The organism is Ralstonia insidiosa, from assembly GCF_008801405.1.
Lineage (GTDB): Bacteria > Pseudomonadota > Gammaproteobacteria > Burkholderiales > Burkholderiaceae > Ralstonia > Ralstonia insidiosa.
In genome coordinates, this window is the sequence record NZ_VZPV01000001.1 from 2,850,030 (window position 1) to 2,874,071 (window position 24,042).

A 24,042-nucleotide genomic window follows, 5' to 3' on the forward strand; every position below is an offset into this window, starting at 1 on the left:
AGCGCATCGCCCCAATGAAAAAGGCCCCGCAAGGGGCCTTTTCTTTTGTCTGCGCCGAACTCACAGTGCGCACGTGCGGAAGCCGACAAAGATGTCATCACGCTCCGGCAGCAAGAACCCACGGAAGCGCGGATGGTGTGCCCGTTGCGGCGTGTGGGCAGCCGCGCCCCGCACCGCTTGCATCGTCATAAAATGCGGCGCCGACAGGCCTGCCACGCGGCCGCGCGGCACACCCGGCACAAAATCCGGATACGGCTCGAACGGTGATGCGGTCCACTCCCACACCTGCCCCCAGTGGAAGCCAGCCCGGCCCTGCACGGCAGCCATTTCCCACTCATCCTCGGTCGGCAGGCGGCGGCCAGCCCAGCCGCACCATGCCTGTGCTTCGAACAGGCTGACATGGCGCACAGGTTCGTCACGGTTGAGCGTGCGCGCCTGACCATAGCGCAGCGCTTGCCACGCGCGCGTGACCGGGTCACGTTGCCAGCCCAGCGGCGCGGAGCGCTCCTGCATCATCAGCCACTCCATGCCGGCGGGCGACCACCACTGCGGATGGTCGTAGCCACGGTCTTCAATGAACTCCAGATACTGAGCGTTGGTAACCGGCTGCGCGTCGATCTCGAATGCAGGCACGTACATGCGGTGCGACGTGCATTCGTTGTCGAAGAAAAACCCGTCTGCATCGGGCCACCCCATCTGGAAGCGGCCACCGGGCAAGGACAGCGTCTGCGCTGCCGGCACGGCCACGGCAGCCAGCGGCGGCTGTCCTGCAGGTTGCAGGCCCAGCACTTGCAGCAAGCCGTGCAGGTGTTCGGCACGCAGATCTTCGTGAAAGACAGCCCAGCGGAACGGCTCGAGCGCCGCATCATCATCGGTGCCGAGCGTGGCCAGCTTGCGCAGCACGCGGTCGAGCACTTCGTGCGCGTATTGCTTGACGGCCGCAATGCCTGGCAGCGTCAGATCCCAGCAGGCATCTGGCGGCAGGCGATCCATGTCGAAGAAGCTGTCGGCGCCGTCGAGTGCGGCAGGCAGCGTAGCCTGCCAGCGTGCGAGATCCCATTCAGTGCCGGCGCCGTCTTCAACCGTGTCGCTGCCATTGCGGCGCGGCTCGCGCAGGCACCAGAACTCGGCAAACCAGGCGAGCTGACCCAGCGTCCACAGCGGCGGCGCGTGGTGCGGTACGCGTTCGATCTGCCAGCCGCGCTGCGTGTCGCCAAACGCTGCGAGCAACGCCAGCGTGCGGTTGCGCGCATCCACCAGGCTGTGCGCGATGCCCTGACGCGGCAGGCGACGGCCATCGGTCCAGTCGGAAAGCGATCCGATGAAAGTCGGATCGGGGAGCATGAAGAATTCAGCCATCGCGGCACACCTCGGGCGGCATCTCAAGATCGAGGGTCATTATCGCACCGCCCGCCCGGCGCTCCCGCCCTCGCCTAGCGGCTGACGCTGGCATGGCAGACAGCGAAGTCCTTGCCCGCATCGGTCCACGCGTGCAGGTCTTCAAAGCCCGCGTCGGCAAACAGGCGCTGCAGGCGTGGCAGATCGTATTTGACGGAGTTTTCGGTATGCAGGCGGTCGCCGGTAACGAACGCACGCGCCTGGTTCCCCCAGCGGACCGTCACGTCGCGGCGTGCTTCGAGATGCATTTCGATGCGATGGCCGTCGGGCCGATACAGCGCGAGGTGACGCCAATCCCGCACATCAAAATTTGCGCCCAGCAGGCGATTCAGGTTGCGCAGCACGTTCAGGTTGAATGCCGCCGTCACGCCAAGCGGATCGTCATAGGCTGCCTCCAGGCGGCGCGCATCCTTGATGAGGTCGATGCCAATGAGCACGCTGTCACCCGGAGCGGAAGCCTCTCGCAGACGCGTGAGGAAAGCCCGTGCATCATCCGGCGTGAAGTTGCCCAGGCTGGAGCCCGGATAAAACCACACACGGCGCCCATCGCCCACGGCGTCGGGCAACACGAGCGGCGCGCAAAGGTCTGCCCCGATGCCCACCATGGGGAGTTGCGGATGCTGCCGCGCCAAGGCACGCAGCGTATCGCGCAGAAAATCCGCCGAGATATCGATGGCCACATAACGCGACGGCGCCAGCGTGCGGAAGAGGCGCGCAGCCTTCTCGCAGTTGCCGGCGCCCAGGTCGATCAGCGTGGCCCCCCGCCCGACGCGCAGGGCGATTTCTGCGGCGTGCAGGCTGAAGATGGCGGCCTCTGTGCGGGTCGGGTAGTACTCGGGCAGATCGGTAATCGCCTCGAACAGCCGGGAGCCGAGTGCATCGTAGAAAAATTTCGGGCTGACGCTGGCGGCGGATGCCAGCAAACCGGCCTCTGCCTCGGCACGCAATGCAGCGTCGTCTTCGGTAAAAAGCTGATAGAACGTCAGGCCCGCGCCAATGGCGTCGATGGTTGGTTTGGGCTGCGGCTGGATCAGACGGGCCAGCGCGCGGCGGGCGTAGGCATCGGCGGACGGCTTGGTGGCCGGCATGGTGTCTCCCGTTGGGGTGGAACGGCACGGTACGGCATGGTCATGGAGGCCGTTGGCAGCGAAAAATGTGCCACCGTCCCCTCACTCGACTGGCTCTGGGCTGTACTGATGAAATTGCAGCGTAGACGCCGCTTCGTGACAGCGCCACCGTTCTTTCACCCGAGAGCATGGCAATGCTGTGTGACGCATCACGTAAAAATCACCCGCGCTGCTGCAAAAAGCCACCTATGCCGCGCGGTGATGCGGGTGTTGCATTTGCGCACCGCAGCAATCACCGCCTGCGCTATAATGCGGGCTCACCCAAAGGGGAGTAGCTCGGGGGTTCTTCAGCCCCAGGCACGATCGTCAAGACGAGGCAAAAAAGCGCCTCCGGTCGTGTCGGCATCAGCAGGTTCCAAACCTGTTTGTGTCGAGCAAGACCTTTGCAACCGGATTTCATGGTCTGCAAAGCGTCTCGCCCCAGCCTTCCATGTCGTTCGGTCAACCGGTTTTTATTGTTGTTTGACTTGGAGCCACCATGGAATGGTTGTCTGACATTTTCACCATGCAGTTTGCTGCCGCGCTGGCATCGATCATCGTGATCGACCTTGTGCTCGCGGGCGATAACGCCATCCTCATCGCGCTGGCCGCGCGCAACCTGCCGCCTGAGTTGCAGAAGAAAGCCATCATGTGGGGGGCGGCGGGTGCCATCGTCGTGCGTGCGCTGATGACGCTGGCTGTGGTGTGGCTGCTGAAGATCCCCGGCCTGATGCTGGTGGGCGGTCTGGCGCTGGTGTGGATTGCCTGGAAGCTGCTGGCTGACGACGGCCAAGGCGGTGATGAACATGGCGCCGGCAGCACCACGCTGATGGGCGCGATGAAGACCATCATCATCGCCGACGCGGTGATGGGTATCGACAACGTGCTCGCCATTGCCGGCGCCTCGCATGGCAGCTTCCTGCTGGTGGTGTTGGGCCTACTGATCAGCGTGCCCGTGGTGGTATGGGGCAGCGGTGTGGTGCTGCGCCTGATTGAGCGTTTCCCGCTCATCATCTACGGCGGTGCCGCTGTGCTGGCTTATACGGCCGCCCATATGATCGTGGCCGAGCCGGTTCTCAAGCCCTTCTTTGCAGAACAACGTCCGCTGGTGTGGGCTGTGTACGCCGTGGTGTTCGTGATCGTGCTGGGCGGCGGCTGGCTGGTGCAGCGTCGCCGCCAGCAGCAGCCTGCTTAAGCCTCAATCGGCTGACCGGCGAGGACCCGCGCCAGCATGGCGCGGTCGATGTTGCCGCCGGTCAGCGGCAGGCCCACTCGCAAACCGTGCAAGCCAGCAATCTGCTCTCGCTGCTGCCATGCGGCCGCCAAGGCCGCGGCAGCGGCGCCTTCCGCCACGTTGTGCGTGGTCGAGAAATACAGGCGGATCGCCTCGGCTACCGCCTCATCCGTCACGGCAACAATCTCGTCGACGCCCGCGCGGATCACCTCCAACGCCTTCGCATCCGGCGTGCGGCACGCCAAGCCATCAGCCAGCAGCGTCGTCACCGGTGCCGACACGACCGCACCGCTGGCAAACGAATGCTCATAGCAACGTGCATGTGCAGACACAACGCCGACAATACGCGTGGACAACCCCAGCGCATCGCGTACAGCCACCGCCGAGCAGACGCCCGAACCCATGCCGATCGGCACGTAGACCACGTCCAGCGGCACCGCCTCAAAGAATTCCAGCCAGTAGCTCGCCACCCCAGCGACCAGATCCTCGTGATACGAAGGCACATAGTGCAGGCCACGCTCGACGGCCAATTCAGCGGCCAACTCACGGCTGGCCTGAAAATCGTCCCCAGCTTCGATCAACTCCGCGCCGAGCGCACGCATGGCGGCGTTCTTTTCCACGCTGTTGCCGTGCGGCACGACAACGGTCGCCGTCATGCCACTCTGGCGCGCTGCCAGTGCGATCGACTGACCGTGGTTTCCACGCGTTGCTGAGATCACACCGCGCAACTCCGGCTCGCGCTGGCGCAATGCATGCAGATACGTCAGCCCACCGCGCACCTTGAAGGCACCCACTTCTGTGTGGTTTTCATGCTTCACCCACACCGCTGCGCCCACGGCCTGTGAGAGCAGCGGCCAGCAGTACTGCGGCGTCGGCGGAATCACCGCGTGAACAACGTCAGCGGCCGCGCGCAGACGGCGCAGTTCGGCAGCACGGTTGAGGGAAGCGGCGGTGGTCGTGGGTGACATGGCAATCTCCAGCGGACAGCGGACAGTTGGAAGCGATGGCCTTATCTTGCCCGCCTGCCCCGCCCAGGAACATCGACAATTGCGCGACTTGTCAGTCAAACTGTGCCGCCCTTCTGACCGGGCCAGTTTCCGGACACCTCCGGTACAGTCGATGCCGCGTCGCTCACGTTACAATGCGGCTCATTCGCTTTTCACGTCCTGCCGCCGCAATGCAGCCCTATCTCGACCTGATGCGCCATGTCTATGAACATGGCACCGACAAAGCCGACCGCACCGGCACCGGCACGCGCTCCGTGTTCGGGCACCAGATGCGCTTCAACCTGCAGGACGGCTTTCCGCTGGTGACCACCAAGAAGGTCCACATCAAGTCCATCGTCTATGAACTGCTGTGGTTCCTCCAGGGCTCGACCAACGTGCGCTGGCTGCAGGACAACGGCGTGACGATCTGGGACGAATGGGCCGATGCCGACGGCGAACTGGGCCCCGTCTATGGCTCCCAATGGCGCTCGTGGCCCACGCCCAACGGCGAACACATCGACCAGATTGCCGAGTTGATCGCGCAGATCAAACGCAACCCCGATTCGCGCCGGCTGATCGTCTCGGCCTGGAACGTGGCCGACATCCCGCGCATGAAGCTGCCGCCCTGCCACGCGTTCTTCCAGTTCTACGTGGCCGACGGCAAGCTGTCGTGCCAGCTCTACCAGCGCAGCGCCGACATCTTCCTCGGCGTGCCGTTCAACATCGCCAGCTACGCGCTGCTCGTGCACATGGTGGCGCAGCAGACCGGCCTGGATGTGGGCGACTTCGTCTGGACCGGCGGCGACTGCCACCTCTACAACAACCACTTCGAACAGGTGGAGACGCAACTCGCGCGCGAACCGCTGCCGCTGCCGAAGCTGCACATCAAGCGCAAGCCCGAGAGCATCTTCGATTACCAGTACGAAGACTTCGAGATCGTCGGCTACCAGAGCCACCCCGCAATCAAGGCACCCGTCGCCGTATGACCATCCTCACGCTGATCGTCGCCCGCGCCCGCAACGGCGTGATCGGCCGCAACAACACGCTGCCCTGGCGCCTGCCAGAAGACCTCGCGCACTTCAAGCGCACCACCATGGGCGCGCCCATCGTGATGGGCCGCAAGACATACGATTCGATCGGCCGACCGCTGCCGGGCCGGCGCAATATCGTCGTCACGCGCAATGCCAAGCTGGAGCTGCCGGGCTGCGAGATTGCGTACTCGCTGGAAGATGCACAGCGCCTGTGTGTGGGCGTCGAGCAGATCTTCCTGATCGGTGGCGCGCAGCTGTATGCAGATGCCTTGCCGAGCGCAGATCGCCTGATCGTCACCGAGATCGACGCAGATTTCGAAGGCGATGCGCACTTTCCGGCGCCGGACCCGAAGGTCTGGCACGAGGTTGCACGCGAGACGCACCACTCGCCCGCACCCAACGATTTCGACTACGCATTCGTCACATACGAACGACCGCCATCGGACGAGCAGTAACCCGCAGCCGCAGGCAACAAAAAACGCGCTCAGTTTCGAGCGCGTTTTTCATTTGGGCTACAGCGACTTACTCGCCCGCAATCGTCATCTGTTCGATCAGGATCGAGCCGGTTTCCTTCGTGCCGCGTACCAGCGCGTCCGCGCCGATGGCCACGATCTGGCGGAACATCTCGCCCAGGTTGCCGGCAATGGTGATCTCTTCCACCGGATACTGGATCACGCCGTTCTCGACCCAGTAACCCGATGCGCCGCGCGAATAATCGCCCGTCACGTAGTTCACACCCTGGCCCATCAGTTCGGTCACCAGCAGGCCCGTGCCCATGCGGCGCAGCATGCCGGCAAAGTCGTCTTCCGGCTTCGTCTTGTCGGAGAACAACGTCAGGTTGTGCGAGCCGCCGGCGTTGCCGGTCGTCTGCATGCCAAGCTTGCGCGCGGAATACGTCGACAGGAAATAGCCCTCGACCACGCCGTTCTTCACGACGTCGCGGCGCTTCGTGCGCACGCCTTCTTCGTCGAACGGCGCACTGCCCATGCCGCCCAACACATGCGGGTCTTCCTTGATCTGCACGTGCGGCGCGAAAACTTCCTTGCCCAGCGTATCGAGCAGGAACGTCGATTTGCGATACAGCGCACCGCCCGACACCGCTTGCACAAACGCGCCCAGCAAGCCTGCCGCCAACGGCGCCTCGAACAGCACCGGGCACTTGCGCGTGGTCAGCCGACACGCAGACAGACGTGCCAGCGCACGTTCCGCGGCGTACTTGCCGATCGCTTCCGGCGCAGCCAGATCCTCGGGCGAGCGCTTGGACGAATACCAGTCGTCACGCTGCATATGCGCCCCCGAACCGGCAATCGGCGCGGCCGAAATGAAGTGGCGCGAATACGGATAGCCCGCCATGAAACCACGCGAGGTGGCCAGCACGAAGTGCGAATGCTGCGCCGAGATGCTCGAACCATCGCTATTGCGGATCTTCGGGCTCACGGCAAATGCGGCGGCTTCTGCAGCGCGGGCGATTTCGACAGCGGCTTCGGCGTCAATCGTCCACGGGTGATAGAGTTGCAGGTCTTGCGGATGCTTTTCCAGCAACTCTTCTTCGGCCAAGCCGGCAGCGTCGTCATCGGCGGTAAAGCGCGCGATGTTGTAGGCGGCTTCAACCGTGGAGCGCAGCGCCGCCGGCGAGAAATCCGACGTGCTGGCGTTGCCGCGCTTCTTGCCCAGCATGACCGTCACGCCGACGATCTTGTCGCGGTTTTGTTCGATGGTCTCGATCTCGCCCTTGCGCACCGTGACCGACAGGCCCTGGCCTTCGGAGATTTCCGTCGCGGCATCGGTGGCACCGAGTTCGCGCGCGACGCGCAGCACATCGCGGGCCATCTCTTCGAGCTGTTCGCGGCGGTAGGCAAACACAGTGTCAGTCTTGGAATCGAGCGTTTGAGACATAGGCAATCAAGGGGGGAAAACGGGCCGCGATTTTGGCACAAGCGGCGGAAGCGCCCATCATAGCAAGATACAATGCGCGCCATGAGCCGAGCATCCCGACACAACCCCACGTATCTGCAACCCATCGTGCGCCTGGACATTGGTGACGAGGACGATCCGGATACGCCCAAGAGCAAATCGCAGCGCAAGCGCGAGGTGAACGCCTTGCAAGATCTGGGCACGGCGCTGGAAGCGCTGCCCAAGGACAAACTCGCCAAGGTGCCGCTGCCCGAGAAGCTGGTCGACGCCCTGCGCGAAGCCAAGCGCACCACCGCGCACGAAGGCAAGCGCCGCCAGATGCAGTACATCGGCAAGCTGATGCGCGCCCTGACCGACGAAGAAGTCGAAGCCATCCGCCGCGTGATGGCCTCCTTCGTGGGCGCCTCCAAGGCGGAAACCGCGCGTCTGCACGCCATCGAGCGCTGGCGCGACCGCCTGATCGCAAGTGACGATGCCGTCACCGAGTTCATTGCCGCGCACCCCGATACGGACGTCCAGGCCCTGCGCACGCTGGTGCGCAATGCGCGCAAGGAAGCACAACTGGCCAAGCCGCCCAAGTCGTCGCGCGAGATTTTCCAGATGGTCAAGCAAGCGCTGGACGGCAATGCCCGCGACGACGACGACGCCGATCAACCCGAAGCCGAAGACGACGAAGCATGACCGCCTCCGCCCCCACCTCCCCGCTGGCCCGCCGCCATCCCGACGAACTGATCGTCGGCTTTGTGTCGATTTCAGACCGCGCCTCGGCCGGCACGTATCAGGATGAAGGGATTCCGGCGCTGCGCGACTGGTTTGGCAACGCACTGTCGTCGCCGTGGCAAGGCGTGGAGCGACTGATTCCGGATGACCAGGCCACGATTGCCGAAACGCTGATCGACCTGGTCGACCACGCCGGCTGCGATCTGGTGCTCACCACTGGCGGCACCGGCCCGACGCGCCGCGATGTGACGCCCGAGGCCACGCTGGCCGTCGCCACCAAGGACATGCCTGGCTTTGGCGAGCAGATGCGCCAGATCAGCCTGCATTTCGTGCCGACTGCGATTCTGTCGCGTCAGGTGGCGGTGATTCGCGAAACGCCGTCACGCGCCGCACTGATCATCAACCTGCCCGGCCAGCCGCGTGCCATCAAGGAAACGCTGGAAGGTCTGAAAGATGTGGAAGGCCGCGCCACGGTGCCCGGCATCTTTGCCGCAGTGCCCTATTGCATCGACTTGATCGGCGGGCCGTACGTCGAAACGCACGACAGCGTGGTCAAGGCCTGGCGGCCCAAGCACGCTGTCCGTGCAAAGCCGTTGCAGGCCTAAGACGCTTAAGGAGCGACCGACGACGCCAGCGCTTCAGCGTCCGGCGTCTGCGGTACGTCGCGGATGAAGTGCTCGCGGTAGTAGCGCAGCTCTTCGATCGACTCGATGATGTCTGCGAACGCCGTGTGCCGCTGGTGCTTGGTGAAGCCCTTGGCGATGGCCGGTTGCCAGCGCTTGCACAGCTCCTTGAGGGTGGAGACGTCCAGGTTGCGGTAGTGGAAGTACTCCTCCAGCTTGGGCATGTAGCGCGCCATGAAGCGGCGGTCCTGGCAGATGGAGTTACCGCACATCGGCGACTTGCTCTTCGGCACCCACTTCTTCAGGAAGGCCAGCAGTTCGGCCTCCGCTTCGGCTTCCGTGGTGGTCGATGCCTTGACCTTGTCGATCAGGCCCGAGCGGCCGTGCGTGCCCTTGTTCCAGGCGTCCATGCCGTCGAGCAGTTCGTCCGACTGGTGGATCACCAGCACCGGGCCTTCGGCCAGCACGTTCAGCTCCGAATCCGTCACCACCACGGCCACTTCGATGATGCGATCGTTCTCGGGGCTCAGGCCGGTCATCTCCATGTCGAGCCAGACCAGGTTGTTGTCGCTCTTGGCGGCAACACGGTTGGGGGTCGAGGGGGAAGCGGCGGACTGGGAAACTGGGGTACTCACGCGAATGCCTTGAGAAAATGACTGAAGGCTATAATTTTCGCATATCTGATAGGTGTTTCCCCGTTTAGTGTCGTCGCCCACATGCCCGCCTTTACCGTCGTCTTCCTGATCGCCCTTGTCTTGATGTCCGCCACACGCCTGTGGTTGGCCGCGCGGCAGATCCGTCACGTGGCGCGCCACCGTGACGCCGTGCCAGCGCAGTTTGCCGAATCCATCACGCTGGACATGCACCACAAGGCCGCCGACTACACCATCGCCCGCACCCGTCTGGCGATGCTGGAAGTGCCAGTGCAGGCCGCCCTGCTGATCGCACTGACACTGCTCGGTGGGCTGAACTGGATCAACCAGGCCTGGCTGGGCGTGTTCGGGCCCGGCTATGCGTATGGCGTGGCGCTGATTGCGTCGGTCATCGTCATCAGCAGCGTGATCGAGTTGCCGTTCTCGCTGTACGCGCAGTTTGTGGTCGAAGAACGCTTCGGCTTCAACCGCATGACGTGGAAGCTCTGGCTCGCTGACAATCTCAAGGGCCTGGCCATCGGCACCGTGCTGGGCCTGCCTCTGCTGCTGGCCGTGCTGTGGCTGATGGACAAGATGGGCACCTACTGGTGGCTCTACACGTGGATCGTGTGGATGGCCTTCATGCTGTTCGTGCAGGCTATTTACCCGAACGTCATCGCCCCGCTCTACAACAAGTTCACGCCACTGCAGGACGAAGAGATGCGCGCCCGCATCGAAGGCCTGCTCAAGCGCTGCGGCTTCGCCAGCAAGGGCCTGTTCGTCATGGACGGCAGCCGCCGCAGTGCGCACGGCAACGCCTATTTCAGTGGCTTTGGCGCCACCAAGCGCATCGTCTTCTTCGACACGCTGCTCGCACGCCTGAACCCGCCCGAGATGGAAGCCGTGCTCGCGCATGAGCTTGGTCACTTCAAGCGCCACCACATCACCAAGCGCATCGCCGTGACATTCGTGCTGAGCCTGGGCGCGCTGGCGCTGCTCGGCTGGCTGATGACGCGCACGTGGTTCTACCTGGGCTTGGGTGTCGCGCCCAACCTGTTCTCTGACAACCACGCGCTGGCGCTGATGCTGTTCTTCCTGGTCTTGCCGGTGTTCACATTCTTCGTGTCGCCGGTGGCAAGCCTGTCGTCGCGCAAGGATGAATACGAAGCCGACGCCTTCGCCGCGGAGCATGCTGACGCCAAACAGCTCGTCTCGGCACTGGTCAAGCTGTTCCAGGACAACGCATCCACGCTCACGCCCGACCCAATCTACTCGACGTTCTACTACTCGCACCCGACAGCGTCGCAGCGCGTGGAACGCCTCGTGCAGGCCGGAGCATGACGCGCGGCAAGCCGGGCCGCACGGGTCAGAAGCAACAGGCCGCAGGAGAGCGCGGCCTCGTCATCGCAGCACATGGCCGCCACTACCTCGTTGAACGCGAAGGCGGTGGCTACCTGCAGTGTTTCCCACGCGGCAAGCGCAGCGAATGCGCGGTTGGCGACCACGTCGTCTACGAGGCCACCGCCGTCGATCAAGGCGTGGTCGTGCGTGTGGATGAGCGCCGCAACCTGCTGCACCGCTCCGACCAGTTCAAGTCCAAGGTGCTGGCGGCCAACCTGGATCAGGTCATCATCATGCTCGGCACCGAACCGAGCTTTTCTGAAGACCTGCTCGGCCGCGCGCTCGTCGCTGCTGAATCGCTTGGTATTACGCCGCTGATCCTGCTCAACAAGATCGACCTGACCTCACGACTAGAGACGGCCCGCTCGCGCCTGGCGCTGTATCGGGAACTCGGCTACACGATCGTGGAATTGACGGTGCATGGCGCACCGGAAGCCGCCCATGCCGCGCTGGAACCGCATGTCGCTGGGCGTGCCTCGATCCTGATCGGGCAGTCGGGCATGGGCAAGTCGTCGCTGCTGAATCTGTTGATTCCGGGTGTCGATGCACAAACGCGCGAGATCTCCGAGAAGCTCGATTCCGGCAAGCACACGACCACGTTCACACGGCTCTATCACCTGCCGGCTGACTGGGGCCAGGGCGGCGTGCTGATCGACTCGCCGGGCTTCCAGGAATTCGGCCTGCACCACCTGAGCGAAGGCATGCTGGAGCGCGCCTTCCCTGAATTCCGACCGCGCCTGACCGAGTGCCGCTTTTATAACTGCCGCCACCTACAGGAACCCGGCTGTGGCATTCTGGAAGGCGTGGCCTGCGGCAAGATCGATCCGCGCCGGCACCAGCTCTACGCGCAACTGCTGCACGAATCAGAGCAACAGAAACCCTGGTAAGGTCGCATCAACGTTAGCGTCTGTTCACGATCCGTAGCGAGCGGGCAAAGACAAGACCGGGCCGCGCAGCAAAATCGCGAGCAGGTTTTTCGGGGAGGCTGGGATGAAGCTGTTGATCAGCAGTCCATCGCTCGGCATGGCGGCGCACTGGCAAAACGTGCTGTCCGCTGCAGGCATCCGCACCGAGCTGCGCAACATCTATCTGAGCAGCGTTGCAGGCGACGTTCCTCCGCAGGATTGCGCAGCGCAAGTCTGGCTGGTGAATCCGGAACAGGAAGCGCAGGCACAGACACTGCTCGATCAGGCCCGTCATCCGCCGACGGGCCCGGCCTGGCGCTGCGTACATTGCGGGGAGATACACGAGCCGCAGTTCGCCCAATGCTGGCGCTGCGGCAAGGATCGTGAAGACGCCGCCTGACGGCGGCGTATCAATAAGGCCTGCGGATCAGCCCAGCCACACGGCGATCGACAGCATCGCCAGCAGCAGCATCCACAGCACCACCGCGCGCCACACCAACCCCACGGCCGACTGCAGCGTACGCACAGTGGGCTCCTGCCCCACTTCCATCGGATAGGCACCGTCCTCATCGGCGATGCTTTCGGCCGAGTCGCGTTGCGCGATCGGCGTGCCCAGGCGGACACCCAGCGCTCCGCCGCCAGCTGCCAGCAGAATGCCGTCGACCTCGTCGCTCCACTTGGCGGCACGGTTGCGCCATGCGTACACCGCATCTTCAAAATCACCGACGATAGCGAAGCCGATAGCCGTCAGACGCGCAGGGACATAGTCGATGATGAAGAACGCCTGGCGTGCGAACAGCCCCAGCGCCGGGCTACGCTCCATCGACGGCTCGCTCCAGTGGCGGGCCAGATATTCGGCACCACGATAGAGCACCACACCTGCCGGCCCAATCGGCACGAGGAACCAGAAAAACACGCCGAACACGTGGCGATGCGCCGCAACGATCGCGTTCTCCAGCGTATGGCGAACGATCTCGTTGACAGGCATGTCGGTCGTATCCAGTCCCGACCACTCATTGAGAAGCAGCCGCGCGGTGACAACATCATCGCCGCGCAGCGCCTCATGAATATCGGTGAAGTAGTGGCTGAACTGGCGGAAGCCGAGGGTCAGGTAGACCATCACCACATTCCACAGGAACGCCAGCCCGATGCTGATCGACGACAGCAGGTAGTGCACCAGCGCCACGACAACGACTGCCGGTAGCGTGACCACACACCAAGCCAGCACGGCATCACGACGCTGCCCGGTGTCGAACCATTCTTCCGCCCGCGCAGCGAGAGCGCGCACGACATCGTAGATCGGGTTGTCCCGGCTGAGCGCACGGAACTGCTCGAGGATCAGCGCGCAGAGTACGGAGAAAAAAGTCATTGGAGAGGCGTTGCGAAGGCGTGCATCACGCCATGAATGCGATGTGCAAGACGATAGCACACGGCGTGCGCGCAACAGCGCACAGTGACGCGTACGCTACGCTGCCAGCAAGTGATACAGGTTGCGCAGCATGCCCGCTGTCGCGCCCCAGATGAAGTGGTAGCCGCCATCGCGCTGTCCGGATGCCCGATAAGGCATTGCATAAAAACGGCGCACGCGATCTTCCCAGCGCAGTTCACGCACTTGGTGGTTGGCCGGGTCCATCAGAAAAGCGAGCGGCACCTCGAACACCTCGGCCACTTCGCTGGGGTCCGGCTGTAGCGTGAAATCCGGTGTCAACAACCCAACAATGGGGCTCACGTGGAACCCCGTGCCGGTGATGTAGTCCGGCAGGCGGCCAACCACGTCGATGTGATCCGCACTGATACCGACCTCTTCCATCGTCTCGCGCAGCGCCGTGTCGACCATGTCTCGATCGAAGGCTTCGCGCCCTCCACCGGGAAAACTAACCTGCCCGGCATGCTGACTGAGCGACGCATTGCGCTGCGTCAGCAGCACCATCAGACCGGCATCGCGCTGCACCAGCGGCACCAGCACGGCAGCCTCCCGCAACTTGATCGACGCGTCGATCAGCCGGGATTCGTCCGTCTGCTCCGGTTGCCAGTCCGGTTGCGTGCGCAATCGTTCGCGCACAAATCCAGCCGTCAGCCGCGCAGCCCCGAGCGCCGGCAAAGATGCCTCAGTCGGCACCACCGGCAACTGCTCTGGATCAAATACAGGACGGCGCATTGGATGAAAAACGGATCTGTCGTACACGGGAAACGCGAGATGGGACAATCTTCCACCCCAAAAGAGAAAAAAGGCACCCGAAGGTGCCTTTTCGCAACGCGCGCAGATTATGCTGCAGCGGTTTCCTTGCGCTTGAAGGTCAGCTTCTCCTTGATGCGTGCCGACTTGCCCGAGCGTTGGCGCAGGTAGTACAGCTTCGCACGGCGCACATCACCGCGACGCTTCACTTCGATGCTAGCCAGCAGCGGCGAGTACAGCTGGAACGTACGCTCCACGCCTTCGCCCGAAGAGATCTTGCGAACGATGAACGACGAGTTCAGGCCACGATTGCGCTTGGCAATCACGACGCCTTCATACGCCTGCACACGCTTGCGGGTGCCTTCAACGACGTTCACGTTGACGATCACGGTGTCGCCAGGGGCGAACGGAGGGATCGTCTTGTTGGCCGTCAGGCGCTTGATTTCTTCCTGCTCGATTTGCTCGATGAGATTCATCTTTTTCTCCTTGACCATCATGCCGGCGTTTTGCCTGGTCAATTGACCGTGGCCCCGGTAGAGGATGGGAACATCACTTGGTCGAGGCTCCCGGTATGGAAGCATCCGACCCCTTTGCCGTCGTCGCCGCGGCAGCGAGGAAAGCCTCATCGCTGCGGGACAACAAACCTTGCTTGCGCGCCGCCTCGATCAGATCGGGGCGCTTGCGCATCGTATTCAACAGCGCCTGCTGACGGCGCCACTTCTCAATCTCGGCGTGGTGGCCGCCCAGCAAGACATCGGGCACACGCACACCTTCGTACTCTTCCGGCCGCGTGTAATGCGCGCAGTCCAGCAAGCCGTTGACGAAGCTGTCTTGCACCGCCGACTGCGCATCGCCCAGCACGCCGGGCAACTGCCGCACCACCGCATCGATGATGGCCATTGCCGCAAGCTCACCACCGGAGAGGACGAAATCGCCAAGGCTGATTTCCTCGTCCACGCGGCGGTCAACCAAACGCTGATCAATCGCCTCGTAACGCCCGCACAGCAGCGTGAGCGCCGGCAACTGCGCCAACTCCATCACTCGCTTGTGCGTAAGCGGCTTGCCCTGCGGTGAGAGCAGCACCACATGCGATGCTGCGGGCGCTTGCGCCTCGCGAATCGCATCCAGCGCGGCTTCCAGCGGTTTGGCCAACATCACCATGCCAGGGCCGCCGCCGTAAGGCCGGTCGTCCACGGTACGGTAGTTGTCCGTCGTGAAGTCGCGTGGGTTCCAGGTGCGCAACGTGTACACCTGCTGCTTGGCTGCGCGGCTGGTGATACCCCAGTCCGTCAGCGCCCGGAACATGTCCGGAAACAGCGAGATGACGTCGAACTGCATCGCCGAATTCTCCGGCCGCATGTTCAGTAATCCAGACCCCAGTCGACGACGATGCGCTGACCAGCCACATCCACCGACTTCACGTAAACCTCGACAAACGGCACGAGCCGCTCGACGTCACCTTCGCCCACAATGCGCAAAATCTGGTGCGCACCGTTGTCGATCAGCCCCGTCACCGTGCCGAGCGTTTCCTGCTGTTCGTTGACGACGGTAGCGCCGATCAGATCGACCCAATAGAACTCGTCGTCATCTGGCGCAGGAAAATCGGCACGGCTAACCCACACGACACAGCCGCGCAGCGCCTCGGCGACATTGCGATCCGGCACGGCAGGCGAACCTGCCACCACCGTACCGCTATGCTCGCGCGACGTTCCAACGGGAAACACCCGCCAGTCCGTCGACACTTCGACTGCACCTGCTGCCGGTTTGAGCCACCAGGTGCGAGCGTTGAGCAACGCGTCGGCTTCGCCGTGCGGCTGGACCTTGATCCAGCCGCGAATTCCATAGGCACCACCTACATAGCCGACCTCGACGAGATCGTCAGGCAGCGTGGTGCCCGCACCCGGGCACATGGCTTGCAAACGCTCAGCCACCTTTTGCGAGGTCGCCTGCGTTGCAACGGCCACAGGGCCCTTATGTGCGCGATGCGGCGCCGATGCAGCGCGCGTCACAGCAGAATGTGCTCAGACGGCACCGTCGATCGACGCATGCTAAAACTTAGGCAGCAGCCTTGGCAGCGCCTTGCTTCACCAGACGGGCAACCGTCGGCGACAGCTGAGCGCCAACGCCTTGCCAGTAGGCCAGACGGTCTTGCACCAGGCGCAGACCTTCTTCGCCATCCTTGGCGAGCGGGTTGTAGAAACCGACGCGCTCGATGAAACGGCCATCACGGCGGTTACGCGAGTCGGTCGCAACGATGTTGAAGAACGGGCGCTTCTTGGAGCCACCGCGGGCCAGACGGATCACGACCATGGATCTATTCCTTGAAAAACTGAGTATGCGTACAGAGAAACACTCGAGTATAGCGCAATTTTCCAGACCAAACAAACACTTAGACTGGGCGCGGCTAAACGATGGGCTGCCTGCGTGGCGCAGGCGGTACATACGGACCGCCACTGTGCTCGCAACTTGGCTTGGCGCGGCATTGCCGGCGATGGCCACGTTGCCAGTCGAAACGCTGCACGTGCCTCCGGGCTTCCAGATTGAGGTGTTGACCGATGAGATGCCATCGGCACGTGAGATGGTGATCTCCCCGGCGGGCACGCTGTATGTGGGCAGCCGCGCGGGCAAAGTCTACGCGATGTCGCTGCAGAAACCTGGTGCGCCAGTGCATGTGGTGGCTTCCGGCCTGCAACAGCCCGTAGGTGTGGCCTGGCGTGACGGCAGCCTGTATGTGTCGGCCGTGTCGAGCATCGTGCGACTCGATGGCATCGACAAGCGCCTCGACAATCCGCCCGAGCCGGTGGTCGTCAACGACAAGCTGCCCACAGAGACGCATCACGGCTGGAAATTCATCGCCTTCGGCCCCGATGGCAAGCTGTACGTGCCAGTGGGCGCACCCTGCAACATCTGTCACCCCGATGAAAACCGTTACGCCAACCTGATGCGCATGAACGCGGACGGTAGCGGCCTGGAACTGGTCGCGCGCGGCATCCGCAACACGGTCGGCTTTGACTGGCATCCGAAGACACACGAGCTGTGGTTCACCGACAACGGCCGCGACATGATGGGCGACGACGTACCCGACGACGAGCTCAACCGCATCACCGCGCCCAACCCGCATTTCGGCTATCCGTTCTGCCATGCCGGCGATGTTCCTGATCCGGAGTTCGGTGCGGGTCACCCTTGTAGCAACTACATACCGCCGGTTGCCAAGCTGGGCGCGCACGTGGCAGCGCTCGGCATGCGGTTCTACACCGGCAGCAGTTTCCCGGCCGAGTATCGCAACAGCATCTTCATTGCAGAGCATGGCTCGTGGAATCGTTCGTCCAAGGTCGGCTATCGCGTGATGCGTGTGGTGCTGGATGAAACGGGCAAGGTCATCCGGCAAGAGCCATTCGTGCAAGGCTGGCTGCAAGGTCAGAGCGTATGGGGCCGCCCGGCCGACGTGCTCGTCGCACCGGATGGCAGCCTGCTCGTGGCGGACGATTACGCTGGTGCCGTGTACCGCATCCGCTACATCGGGAAATGATGCAAGCGTCGCCTACCGCCTGGGCAACGCGTGCGGGAAACATCTCGTTACATAGGAAACCTTTGGACAGTGGATGCGACCTGAGTGAAGCCTTACATTGACAGGCATGAACACGTGCTGCTGCTCTCTCGCTCAAGCTGGAACAAAGGCGGTACGTGGCGCTTTCGAACCCTCGTCAGACAGGAGATAGCCATGCCGATCCGCGCATTGCTTCGCCCCTTGGCGACAGGTGTTCTGATCGCCGCCTCTGCGGGCGCCCTGGCAGCCAACGCATCGGCGCGTCAGGCCGCCGTTGCCTTCGCAGAAACCGCCATGCCGACATGGACGCAACCCGCCAATGCTGCGGCGCAAGCGCGCCCCATGGTGGCGCAGATGTTCTTTGTCGATGCGCGCGCTGACCAAGCCCGCATCCGCGCGCAGATGGAGCGCATGGAAGCGCGTGCGCGCGCAGATGACCGCCTCAACGGCCGCGTCCAGCCCCGCGACGGCGGCGGCCGTGGTGACTGGCAGCAGCAGGAACGCGAGCGCATGCACCAAGAGCGCGGCAACGGCGACCGGGGCGGTGAATGGCGCGGCTCGCGCCGGGGCTGACCGCCGCGCAAGCCCGCCGCATTTCACATCGCGGAACTTGCCCGACGCACCTCAGTCGTATTGAATGGTAGGTGGCACACGTTTGGTGTGCCTCCACCATCACACCAATCACAACGACAACAGGTGCTTCAATGCTGTCCCAACTCCACCGCCATGTGCGGCTTCTGCTGGGTCTGATATGGACCTCGGCCTTCATGCTGATGCTTGCCCACTTGCTCTACGGCGAAGTCAGCCTGCGCCAACAAGCGCCCCAACTGCTGCAAGACCTGACGGCTTCGATGAACGTGCCGTCGCTGCGTCTGGTTCCGATTTAGCGCCCCTGCCCTCCCCGCCACAGCCCCATCGCAACGCTGTGCGCGTCCGGCCGAACTGAAGGCCACCTCCCCCGATTGCTGATGCGTCCTTGAGACGCGCCCCCCGGTGCCGCCCCTAGGCTGCGTCGCGGTTCATGTTGGGCGTAGAATGCGCGGCGCTGTGTTGTCTTGCCGTGTGTTCTCCGCCTGCCATGCCTACGACCGCTCTTCAGAAAAAATCCAAGCTGCTGACCGTACTGCTCGCCTTCTTGTTCGGGAGCGTGGGCGCGCATCGTTTCTATCTCAAAGGCGGACGCGACTTCTGGGCGTGGTCGCAAGTCTTTGCCATGGTGCTCGGCGCGGTTGGCGTGGCACTCCTGCTGTCGACCCAGCGCGCCAGCGTGCCGGGCTGGATCTGCGCGATCATCGGCGGCGCTTCATTGCTGGCGGGGTTCCTGTCGGCGCTGGTGTATGGCCTACGCCCGGACGACAAGTGGGATGCGCAGTTCAATGCCGACGGCACGCCCACGCAATCCGGCTGGCCCGTCGTGATGCTGACCATCCTCACGCTGATGATCGGTACCGGCCTGCTGATGGCCGGCCTCGCCATCACCTTCCAGACGTATTTTGAGACGCAGGTGCAGGCAGCGAAAGAGCTGTCGCAGTAATCAGAACAGGCTGCCCTGGCGCTCGTCGACCGGCTTTCTCGGCTTGACGGCGCTGATTGCACGTTCGGGCGGTTTGAACTGCGAGGTGTCGAGCACCAACTCGTTATAGCGGTGATAACGGTAGCCGAGCTTGTCGGCGGCCTTGTAGAAGCGTTGTCGCAGCAGATCGGCCCAGATGCCTGTGCCGCGCATGCGCGTACTGAAATCCGCCTTGTAGTCCTGGCCGCCGTGCAGATCGCGGATGCGATTCATCACGCGTTGTGCGCGGTCGGGAAAATGCGCCATCAGCCAATCCTGAAACACCGCGTTCAGCTCATTCGGCAAACGCAGCACGATGTAGCTCGCGTACGTGGCGCCCGCCTCGCGTGCGGCTTCAAGAATCTGCTCCATGTGATCGTCGGTGATGAACGGGATCATCGGCGCGACGCTCACTCCTACCGGAATTCCGGCTTCGGCGAGCGTACGGATCGTGCGCAGGCGGCGAGATGGCGTGGCTGCGCGCGGCTCGAGCTTGCGCGCAAGCTCCGAGTCCAGTGTCGTGATGGTGACTGCTGCGACGACGAGGTTCTTTGCGGCCATCGGTGCGAGCAGATCGATGTCGCGTTCGATCAACGTCGACTTGGTGATCAGCCCGACCGGGTGATCGCAATCGTGCAACACCTGGAGCACGTCGCGCGTGATGCGCAACTCGCGCTCGATCGGCTGATACGCGTCGGTATTCACGCCCAGCGCGATGGCCTCGCAGCGGTAGCCGGGCTTGGCCAATGTCTCACGCAGCACCTCGGCAGCATTCGTTTTGGCGAACAGCTTGGTCTCGAAATCGAGGCCCGGCGATAGCTCAAGGTACGCGTGCGTAGGCCGCGCGAAGCAATACACGCAACCGTGTTCGCAGCCGCGATACGGGTTGAGCGACACGCCAAACGGAATGTCCGGCGATTGGTTGTGGCTCAGGATCGAGCGCGCACGCTCAACGGAGACCGTGGTCTCGATGCGTGGCGGCGCGTCTTCCGGATCGAGCTGCCCGACGAGCGGCTGCCAGCCGTCATCGACGCGCGTGCGTTCATCGCGTTCGAAGCGGCCTTGCAGATTGGAAGTGGCGCCGCGCCCCTTGCGGGGGACGCGGCGATCAGACATGTCGGACACAGCGGAATGGATCGGATGCGGGGGCTTGCTGATCCTATCGCATCCGGCTCCGCTGCGCTGTGGGTGGCGTTGGCTACGCCTCCGGGTCGAGTTTCACGTCCCAGAGCGATGTGCCGTCGAGATCATGCAGCGACACGTGCATCGTGCGCGTGGCCGGATCGATCTTTGCGCGCCCGTAGTACTGCTGCAGCGCAGCCGGCGACTGGTTCTGCGGATTGTCCTTGGGGATGCTGACGTAGCGCAGGTCCGGCCCGAAGGTCTGGTCGACCTCGTTCGGGCCGAACGTGCCGGCGTTGATCGGCCCGCCGACGAATTCCCAGAACGGCTTGAACTCCGTGAACTTGGCGCGCGATGGGTGGTAGTACGTGGCCTGCGCGTAGTGCACGTCGGCCGTCACCCACACCACGTTCTGGATGTTCTCCTGCTTGATGAAGCGCAGGATCTCGGCCAGCTCCAGCTCGCGGCCGGACGGCGCACCGTCATCGGCATTCGCCCACGCTTCGTAGGTGCCCTTGGGCACGTCCGGGTTCAGATCGGGCACCACCAGCGAGATCGGCATGTCGCTGGCAATCACCTTCCACGTCGCCTTCGACTGCTTGAGCGATTGCTTGAGCCACGCCGTCTGCTTCGGACCGAGGAAGGCGGCATCGGCATCCAGCGTGGTCTGGCGGTTCGGTGAGTTGCGGCCGCGATAGCTGCGCTCATCCAGCATGAAAACGTCGAGCAGCGGGCCGTACTGGAACGCGCGATAGATCTGCTCCGGGTCGACCGGGTTGAAGCGGAACGGGTTGTACTCGAACATCACCTGCTTTGCACGGGCGGCCAGTACGGATGCGCTGCGTTCTTGATAGCGCTTTTCTTCTGGGCCGATCTGCTGGCCGGGGTACCAGTTGTTGCGCACTTCGTGGTCGTCCCACTGCACGAGGAACGGCACCTCGGCAGCAAACGCGCGCTTGTTCTTGTCGAGCTGGTTGTAGGCGAAGGCGCCGCGGTAGTCGTCCAGTGTCTGTGCGACGTGCGACTTCGCTTCGGTCGTGAGATTCGTCCACAGCGAGCCATCGGGCAGCTTCACCTCGGCTTCGATCGGGCCGTCGGCGTAGATCTGGTCACCGGAGTGGATGAAGAAATCGGGCGACTCACGGCGCATGGCTTCGTACAGGCGATAGCCGCCGAAGCGCTCGTTGATGCCCCAGCCCTGGCCCGCTTCGTCGCCAGAGAACACGAAACAGATCGGGCGGTTGGCATGCACCGGCGCAGTATGAAAGCGGCCGACAACGGGCTCGCTGAACGCTTTCTCGTGCACGAGATCCTGGAAGCGGACGCGGTAGAACAGGTTGGCACCAGCAGGCAAGCCAGTGAGATCGACACGCGCCGTCAGTCCGCTGGTTTCGATGGCCGTCGGGCCAACGCGGCGCACGACCTTCTTGAAGGCGGCATCGGTCGAATATTCGACGATCATGCGCGCCGGGCGGTCAGTGCGGCTCCAGACGATGGCGCTGTTGGCGGTGATGTCGCCGCTCATCACGCCGCCGGGTAGTTGCGGACGCAGACGCTCGGAAGTGACTGCGGCGGGCGCGACGCCCTGGGCCAGCACGTCACCCATGCGCGAGCCGAGCAGCGCAGTGCCGCTGGCGGAGACAAGACCCTTGATCAGCGTGCGGCGGGTCGGTTTGAAGATCGGCTGGTCGGACATGGCGGCTCCGCAGGTTGGCGTTGAGTGGTGAGGGTGCCGCCCAGCGTAAGTCGCTTCCGTGACAGCGCTACGTCACCCGCCCTCTTCCGTCACGTCGATGGCGAGGGTCTCCTTGATCTCCTCCATCACGATGTAGCTCTTGGACTGCACTGCGCCCGGAAGCTGCAAAAGGATGTCGCCGAGCAGGCGGCGGTATTCGCTCATCTCGCGGATGCGCGCCTTGATGAGGTAATCGAAATCGCCCGAGACCAAGTGGCACTCCAGCACCTCGGGAATGCGCAGCACCTCGCGCCGGAACTGCTCGAACATGTTGCCGGCCTTGCTGCCCAGGCTGATCTCCACGAACACCAGCAGCGACGCGCCTAGCATGGCCGGATTGAGCCGTGCGTAATAGCCGAGGATGAAGCCCTCGCGCTCCAGGCGTTTGACGCGCTCGATGCACGGCGTGATGGTCAGCCCGACGGCCTCGGACAGCTCCTTCATCGAGAGCCGCCCGTCCTTTTGCAGCAGGTCGAGGATGCGGCGGTCGAGCTTGTCGAGGGCCCGGACGGGCTTGCGCTGGGTTCGCATGAACGAAAACGCTCCAAAATCGAAGTTGTTCCTGTTTCCTGAAAATATACAGAAACAATTGCTGGTTATGTGCGAATACGATAGCGACATCTATCGTAAATGCATTCCCGGGGAGTATCACCATGCGCGTGCTCGTTCTTGGCAGTGGCGTGATCGGCGTGACGAGCGCCTATTACCTGGCCCGCGCCGGCCATGAAGTCACCGTTGTCGACCGTGAAGCCGGTCCGGCGCTGGAGACGAGCTTTGCCAATGCCGGACAGATCTCGCCGGGCTATGCATCGCCGTGGGCTGCACCAGGCGTACCGCTCAAGGCCATCAAGTGGATGTTCCAGAAGCACGCGCCGCTCTCCATCCGCCCCGATGGCACCCTCTTCCAGCTCAAGTGGATGTGGCAGATGCTGCGCAACTGCGACGCCGCCAGCTATGCGCAGAATAAGGAACGGATGGTCCGCCTGGCTGAATACAGCCGCGACTGCATCCGCGACCTGCGCGCCGACACCGGCATCGCCTACGAAGGCCGCCAACAAGGCACGCTGCAAATCTTCCGCACGCAACAGCAACTCGACGGCGCCGCGAACGACATCGCCGTGCTCGAGCGCGCCGGCGTGCCCTACGAACTGCTTTCGCGCGAAGACCTCGTGCGCAGTGAACCAGGCCTGGCCTCGACCCGCCACAAGCTGGCCGGTGGCTTGCGCCTCCCCAATGACGAAACGGGCGATTGCCAGCTCTTCACCACGCGCCTGGCCGCGATGGCCGAACAGTTGGGCGTGCGTTTCCATTTCAACCGCACCATCAATAGCCTGATCATCAAGAACGACGCTGTGCGCGGTGCGCTGGTCGACGGCCAGCCGATCGACGCTGACCTCGTGGTCGTGGCGCTGGGCAGCTACAGCTCGCCGTTCCTGAAGAACCTGGTGAACGTGCCGGTGTATCCGCTCAAGGGCTTTTCGATCACCGTACCGATGACGGATGCGGACAAGAGCCCTGTCTCCACCATCCTGGACGAGACCTACAAGGTGGCCGTGACGCGCTTCGACGACCGCATCCGCGTGGGCGGCATGGCGCAGATCGTCGGCTACGACAAGCGCCTGGACCCGGGCAAGCGCAACACGCTGGAATTCGTGGTCAACGATCTGTTCCCGGGCGCCGGCGATGTGTCGCGTGCTTCGTTCTGGACCGGCCTGCGCCCGATGACGCCGGACGGCACGCCGATCGTCGGCCAAACGCCGGTGCGCGGCCTGTGGCTCAACACCGGCCACGGTACGCTGGGTTGGACCATGGCCTGCGGCTCGGGCAAGCTGCTGTCGGATCTGGTGTCGGGCCGCTCGCCTGCCATACGCGCAGATGATCTGTCGGTGTATCGCTATCTGGGCGGTGCGCCGATGCCTGCGACCAAGCCCGCATTGGCCTGATCGGGTACGCCATCGCC

At 63.5% G+C, this 24,042-nt stretch carries 27 protein-coding genes; 13 read left to right on the forward strand and 14 right to left on the reverse strand.

From position 1 onward, the window contains the following. Positions 1-60 precede the first annotated feature (60 nt). Both F7R11_RS13510 and egtD read right to left on the reverse strand, forming a co-directional pair. Positions 61-1,359 carry an ergothioneine biosynthesis protein EgtB gene (locus F7R11_RS13510; RefSeq protein ID WP_064804357.1) on the reverse strand — a complete coding sequence of 433 codons (1,299 nt, stop codon included), beginning with the start codon at positions 1,357-1,359 and terminating at the stop codon, positions 61-63. Between the two features lie 74 nt (positions 1,360-1,433). Next, positions 1,434-2,486 (reverse strand): L-histidine N(alpha)-methyltransferase, encoded by a 1,053-nt coding sequence (gene egtD, locus F7R11_RS13515; RefSeq protein ID WP_064804359.1) that lies wholly within the window; start codon positions 2,484-2,486, stop codon positions 1,434-1,436. 517 nt (positions 2,487-3,003) lie between these two features. On the opposite strand from egtD, the gene F7R11_RS13520 reads away from it, so the two are divergent. Beyond that, positions 3,004-3,699 (forward strand): TerC family protein, encoded by a 696-nt coding sequence (locus F7R11_RS13520; protein WP_021195472.1) that lies wholly within the window; start codon positions 3,004-3,006, stop codon positions 3,697-3,699. Here the strand turns inward: F7R11_RS13520 and F7R11_RS13525 are convergent. Further along, positions 3,696-4,706: a threonine dehydratase gene (locus F7R11_RS13525; protein WP_064804361.1), complete on the reverse strand. Its 1,011-nt coding sequence runs from the start codon at positions 4,704-4,706 to the stop codon at positions 3,696-3,698. The genes F7R11_RS13520 and F7R11_RS13525 overlap by 4 nt on opposite strands. A 209-nt stretch (positions 4,707-4,915) precedes the next feature. Between F7R11_RS13525 and F7R11_RS13530 the strand changes: the two genes are divergently transcribed. After that, positions 4,916-5,710 (forward strand): thymidylate synthase, encoded by a 795-nt coding sequence (locus F7R11_RS13530; protein WP_064804363.1) that lies wholly within the window; start codon positions 4,916-4,918, stop codon positions 5,708-5,710. Next, positions 5,707-6,210: a dihydrofolate reductase gene (locus F7R11_RS13535; RefSeq protein WP_064804365.1), complete on the forward strand. Its 504-nt coding sequence runs from the start codon at positions 5,707-5,709 to the stop codon at positions 6,208-6,210. Before F7R11_RS13530 ends, F7R11_RS13535 begins: the two co-directional genes overlap by 4 nt. A 67-nt stretch (positions 6,211-6,277) precedes the next feature. Here F7R11_RS13535 and pmbA read toward each other — a convergent pair whose 3' ends face one another. After that, on the reverse strand, positions 6,278-7,651 hold the full coding sequence (gene pmbA, locus F7R11_RS13540) for a metalloprotease PmbA (protein ID WP_064804368.1): 1,374 nt from the start codon (positions 7,649-7,651) through the stop codon (positions 6,278-6,280). An 81-nt stretch (positions 7,652-7,732) separates the two neighbouring features. On the opposite strand from pmbA, the gene yjgA reads away from it, so the two are divergent. Together yjgA and mog are read left to right on the forward strand one after the other, a co-directional pair. Beyond that, the gene (gene yjgA, locus F7R11_RS13545; protein WP_272481880.1) at positions 7,733-8,350 is read left to right on the forward strand and encodes a ribosome biogenesis factor YjgA; all 618 of its coding nucleotides are present in this window, start codon (positions 7,733-7,735) and stop codon (positions 8,348-8,350) included. After that, the gene (mog, locus tag F7R11_RS13550) at positions 8,347-8,994 is read left to right on the forward strand and encodes a molybdopterin adenylyltransferase (protein ID WP_064804371.1); all 648 of its coding nucleotides are present in this window, start codon (positions 8,347-8,349) and stop codon (positions 8,992-8,994) included. The genes yjgA and mog overlap by 4 nt, the downstream gene beginning before the upstream one ends. 5 nt (positions 8,995-8,999) lie before the next feature. Here mog and orn read toward each other — a convergent pair whose 3' ends face one another. Further along, entirely contained in the window at positions 9,000-9,557 is a 558-nt protein-coding gene (gene orn / locus F7R11_RS13555) for an oligoribonuclease (protein ID WP_233177020.1), read from the reverse strand. A gap of 171 nt (positions 9,558-9,728) precedes the next feature. Here orn and F7R11_RS13560 point away from each other — a divergent pair, with 171 nt between their 5' ends. The 3 genes from F7R11_RS13560 (at position 9,729) to F7R11_RS13570 (ending at position 12,350) form a co-directional block, all read left to right on the forward strand. Further along, positions 9,729-10,985 carry a M48 family metallopeptidase gene (locus tag F7R11_RS13560; protein WP_064804373.1) on the forward strand — a complete coding sequence of 419 codons (1,257 nt, stop codon included), beginning with the start codon at positions 9,729-9,731 and terminating at the stop codon, positions 10,983-10,985. Continuing rightward, a complete protein-coding gene (rsgA, locus tag F7R11_RS13565; protein ID WP_064804375.1) occupies positions 10,982-11,932 on the forward strand; it encodes a ribosome small subunit-dependent GTPase A in 951 nt (316 codons plus the stop codon). Before F7R11_RS13560 ends, rsgA begins: the two co-directional genes overlap by 4 nt. Positions 11,933-12,035: 103 nt before the next feature. Then, positions 12,036-12,350, forward strand: a complete 315-nt coding sequence (locus tag F7R11_RS13570; RefSeq protein WP_064804377.1) for a hypothetical protein — start codon at positions 12,036-12,038, stop codon at positions 12,348-12,350. 27 nt (positions 12,351-12,377) lie between these two features. On the opposite strand, the gene F7R11_RS13575 is transcribed toward F7R11_RS13570, so the two are convergent. The 6 genes from F7R11_RS13575 to rpsP form a co-directional block, all read right to left on the reverse strand. Next, a complete protein-coding gene (locus F7R11_RS13575; protein WP_064804379.1) occupies positions 12,378-13,319 on the reverse strand; it encodes a CobD/CbiB family protein in 942 nt (313 codons plus the stop codon). A gap of 96 nt (positions 13,320-13,415) precedes the next feature. Next, positions 13,416-14,108: a CoA pyrophosphatase gene (locus F7R11_RS13580; RefSeq protein ID WP_064804381.1), complete on the reverse strand. Its 693-nt coding sequence runs from the start codon at positions 14,106-14,108 to the stop codon at positions 13,416-13,418. Positions 14,109-14,215: 107 nt separating this feature from the next. Beyond that, on the reverse strand, positions 14,216-14,602 hold the full coding sequence (gene rplS, locus F7R11_RS13585; RefSeq protein ID WP_064806370.1) for a 50S ribosomal protein L19: 387 nt from the start codon (positions 14,600-14,602) through the stop codon (positions 14,216-14,218). Between the two features lie 73 nt (positions 14,603-14,675). After that, positions 14,676-15,464, reverse strand: coding sequence for a tRNA (guanosine(37)-N1)-methyltransferase TrmD (gene trmD / locus F7R11_RS13590; RefSeq protein WP_064806371.1), 789 nt, complete (start codon positions 15,462-15,464; stop codon positions 14,676-14,678). A 23-nt stretch (positions 15,465-15,487) separates the two neighbouring features. Continuing rightward, a complete protein-coding gene (gene rimM, locus F7R11_RS13595; RefSeq protein WP_064806373.1) occupies positions 15,488-16,036 on the reverse strand; it encodes a ribosome maturation factor RimM in 549 nt (182 codons plus the stop codon). 145 nt (positions 16,037-16,181) lie between these two features. Further along, entirely contained in the window at positions 16,182-16,436 is a 255-nt protein-coding gene (gene rpsP / locus F7R11_RS13600; RefSeq protein ID WP_021195488.1) for a 30S ribosomal protein S16, read from the reverse strand. A 145-nt stretch (positions 16,437-16,581) separates the two neighbouring features. On the opposite strand from rpsP, the gene F7R11_RS13605 reads away from it, so the two are divergent. The 4 genes from F7R11_RS13605 to F7R11_RS13620 all read left to right on the forward strand — a co-directional run bounded on the left by F7R11_RS13605 (position 16,582) and on the right by F7R11_RS13620 (position 19,207). Then, the gene (locus F7R11_RS13605) at positions 16,582-17,655 is read left to right on the forward strand and encodes a PQQ-dependent sugar dehydrogenase (protein WP_064804383.1); all 1,074 of its coding nucleotides are present in this window, start codon (positions 16,582-16,584) and stop codon (positions 17,653-17,655) included. A 192-nt stretch (positions 17,656-17,847) separates the two neighbouring features. After that, positions 17,848-18,246 carry a hypothetical protein gene (locus F7R11_RS13610; RefSeq protein ID WP_064804385.1) on the forward strand — a complete coding sequence of 133 codons (399 nt, stop codon included), beginning with the start codon at positions 17,848-17,850 and terminating at the stop codon, positions 18,244-18,246. A 131-nt stretch (positions 18,247-18,377) separates the two neighbouring features. Then, positions 18,378-18,560 (forward strand): hypothetical protein, encoded by a 183-nt coding sequence (locus tag F7R11_RS13615; protein ID WP_021195491.1) that lies wholly within the window; start codon positions 18,378-18,380, stop codon positions 18,558-18,560. A 191-nt stretch (positions 18,561-18,751) separates the two neighbouring features. Beyond that, a complete protein-coding gene (locus F7R11_RS13620) occupies positions 18,752-19,207 on the forward strand; it encodes an NINE protein (RefSeq protein WP_021195492.1) in 456 nt (151 codons plus the stop codon). Here F7R11_RS13620 and F7R11_RS13625 read toward each other — a convergent pair whose 3' ends face one another. The 3 genes from F7R11_RS13625 to F7R11_RS13635 all read right to left on the reverse strand — a co-directional run bounded on the left by F7R11_RS13625 (position 19,208) and on the right by F7R11_RS13635 (position 22,613). Further along, complete coding sequence (locus F7R11_RS13625) at positions 19,208-20,341, reverse strand: PA0069 family radical SAM protein (protein WP_064804387.1); 1,134 nt, start codon at positions 20,339-20,341, stop codon at positions 19,208-19,210. Positions 20,342-20,423: 82 nt separating this feature from the next. Continuing rightward, positions 20,424-22,043, reverse strand: coding sequence for an alkaline phosphatase D family protein (locus F7R11_RS13630; protein WP_064804389.1), 1,620 nt, complete (start codon positions 22,041-22,043; stop codon positions 20,424-20,426). A 72-nt stretch (positions 22,044-22,115) separates the two neighbouring features. Then, a complete protein-coding gene (locus tag F7R11_RS13635; protein WP_064804391.1) occupies positions 22,116-22,613 on the reverse strand; it encodes an Lrp/AsnC ligand binding domain-containing protein in 498 nt (165 codons plus the stop codon). Between the two features lie 122 nt (positions 22,614-22,735). On the opposite strand from F7R11_RS13635, the gene F7R11_RS13640 reads away from it, so the two are divergent. Further along, positions 22,736-24,025 carry a D-amino acid dehydrogenase gene (locus F7R11_RS13640; RefSeq protein WP_064804393.1) on the forward strand — a complete coding sequence of 430 codons (1,290 nt, stop codon included), beginning with the start codon at positions 22,736-22,738 and terminating at the stop codon, positions 24,023-24,025. The last annotated feature ends 17 nt before the right edge of the window (positions 24,026-24,042 follow it).

Coding starts and splice junctions, on each gene's coding strand:
- rimM (WP_064806373.1), bottom strand. CDS start 16,036: ATGTGCCCGGGTGCGGGCACCACGCTGCCTGACGATCTCGTCGAGGTC.
- F7R11_RS13635 (WP_064804391.1), bottom strand. CDS start 22,613: ATGCGAACCCAGCGCAAGCCCGTCCGGGCCCTCGACAAGCTCGACCGC.
- egtD (WP_064804359.1), bottom strand. CDS start 2,486: ATGCCGGCCACCAAGCCGTCCGCCGATGCCTACGCCCGCCGCGCGCTG.
- trmD (WP_064806371.1), bottom strand. CDS start 15,464: ATGCAGTTCGACGTCATCTCGCTGTTTCCGGACATGTTCCGGGCGCTG.
- mog (WP_064804371.1), top strand. CDS start 8,347: ATGACCGCCTCCGCCCCCACCTCCCCGCTGGCCCGCCGCCATCCCGAC.
- F7R11_RS13520 (WP_021195472.1), top strand. CDS start 3,004: ATGGAATGGTTGTCTGACATTTTCACCATGCAGTTTGCTGCCGCGCTG.
- F7R11_RS13525 (WP_064804361.1), bottom strand. CDS start 4,706: ATGTCACCCACGACCACCGCCGCTTCCCTCAACCGTGCTGCCGAACTG.
- F7R11_RS13630 (WP_064804389.1), bottom strand. CDS start 22,043: ATGTCCGACCAGCCGATCTTCAAACCGACCCGCCGCACGCTGATCAAG.
- yjgA (WP_272481880.1), top strand. CDS start 7,733: ATGAGCCGAGCATCCCGACACAACCCCACGTATCTGCAACCCATCGTG.
- F7R11_RS13510 (WP_064804357.1), bottom strand. CDS start 1,359: ATGGCTGAATTCTTCATGCTCCCCGATCCGACTTTCATCGGATCGCTT.
- F7R11_RS13530 (WP_064804363.1), top strand. CDS start 4,916: ATGCAGCCCTATCTCGACCTGATGCGCCATGTCTATGAACATGGCACC.
- F7R11_RS13610 (WP_064804385.1), top strand. CDS start 17,848: ATGCCGATCCGCGCATTGCTTCGCCCCTTGGCGACAGGTGTTCTGATC.
- F7R11_RS13620 (WP_021195492.1), top strand. CDS start 18,752: ATGCCTACGACCGCTCTTCAGAAAAAATCCAAGCTGCTGACCGTACTG.
- orn (WP_233177020.1), bottom strand. CDS start 9,557: ATGGAGATGACCGGCCTGAGCCCCGAGAACGATCGCATCATCGAAGTG.
- F7R11_RS13580 (WP_064804381.1), bottom strand. CDS start 14,108: ATGCGCCGTCCTGTATTTGATCCAGAGCAGTTGCCGGTGGTGCCGACT.
- F7R11_RS13570 (WP_064804377.1), top strand. CDS start 12,036: ATGAAGCTGTTGATCAGCAGTCCATCGCTCGGCATGGCGGCGCACTGG.
- rplS (WP_064806370.1), bottom strand. CDS start 14,602: ATGAATCTCATCGAGCAAATCGAGCAGGAAGAAATCAAGCGCCTGACG.
- F7R11_RS13625 (WP_064804387.1), bottom strand. CDS start 20,341: ATGTCTGATCGCCGCGTCCCCCGCAAGGGGCGCGGCGCCACTTCCAAT.
- rsgA (WP_064804375.1), top strand. CDS start 10,982: ATGACGCGCGGCAAGCCGGGCCGCACGGGTCAGAAGCAACAGGCCGCA.
- F7R11_RS13535 (WP_064804365.1), top strand. CDS start 5,707: ATGACCATCCTCACGCTGATCGTCGCCCGCGCCCGCAACGGCGTGATC.
- rpsP (WP_021195488.1), bottom strand. CDS start 16,436: ATGGTCGTGATCCGTCTGGCCCGCGGTGGCTCCAAGAAGCGCCCGTTC.
- F7R11_RS13640 (WP_064804393.1), top strand. CDS start 22,736: ATGCGCGTGCTCGTTCTTGGCAGTGGCGTGATCGGCGTGACGAGCGCC.
- pmbA (WP_064804368.1), bottom strand. CDS start 7,651: ATGTCTCAAACGCTCGATTCCAAGACTGACACTGTGTTTGCCTACCGC.
- F7R11_RS13615 (WP_021195491.1), top strand. CDS start 18,378: ATGCTGTCCCAACTCCACCGCCATGTGCGGCTTCTGCTGGGTCTGATA.
- F7R11_RS13560 (WP_064804373.1), top strand. CDS start 9,729: ATGCCCGCCTTTACCGTCGTCTTCCTGATCGCCCTTGTCTTGATGTCC.
- F7R11_RS13575 (WP_064804379.1), bottom strand. CDS start 13,319: ATGACTTTTTTCTCCGTACTCTGCGCGCTGATCCTCGAGCAGTTCCGT.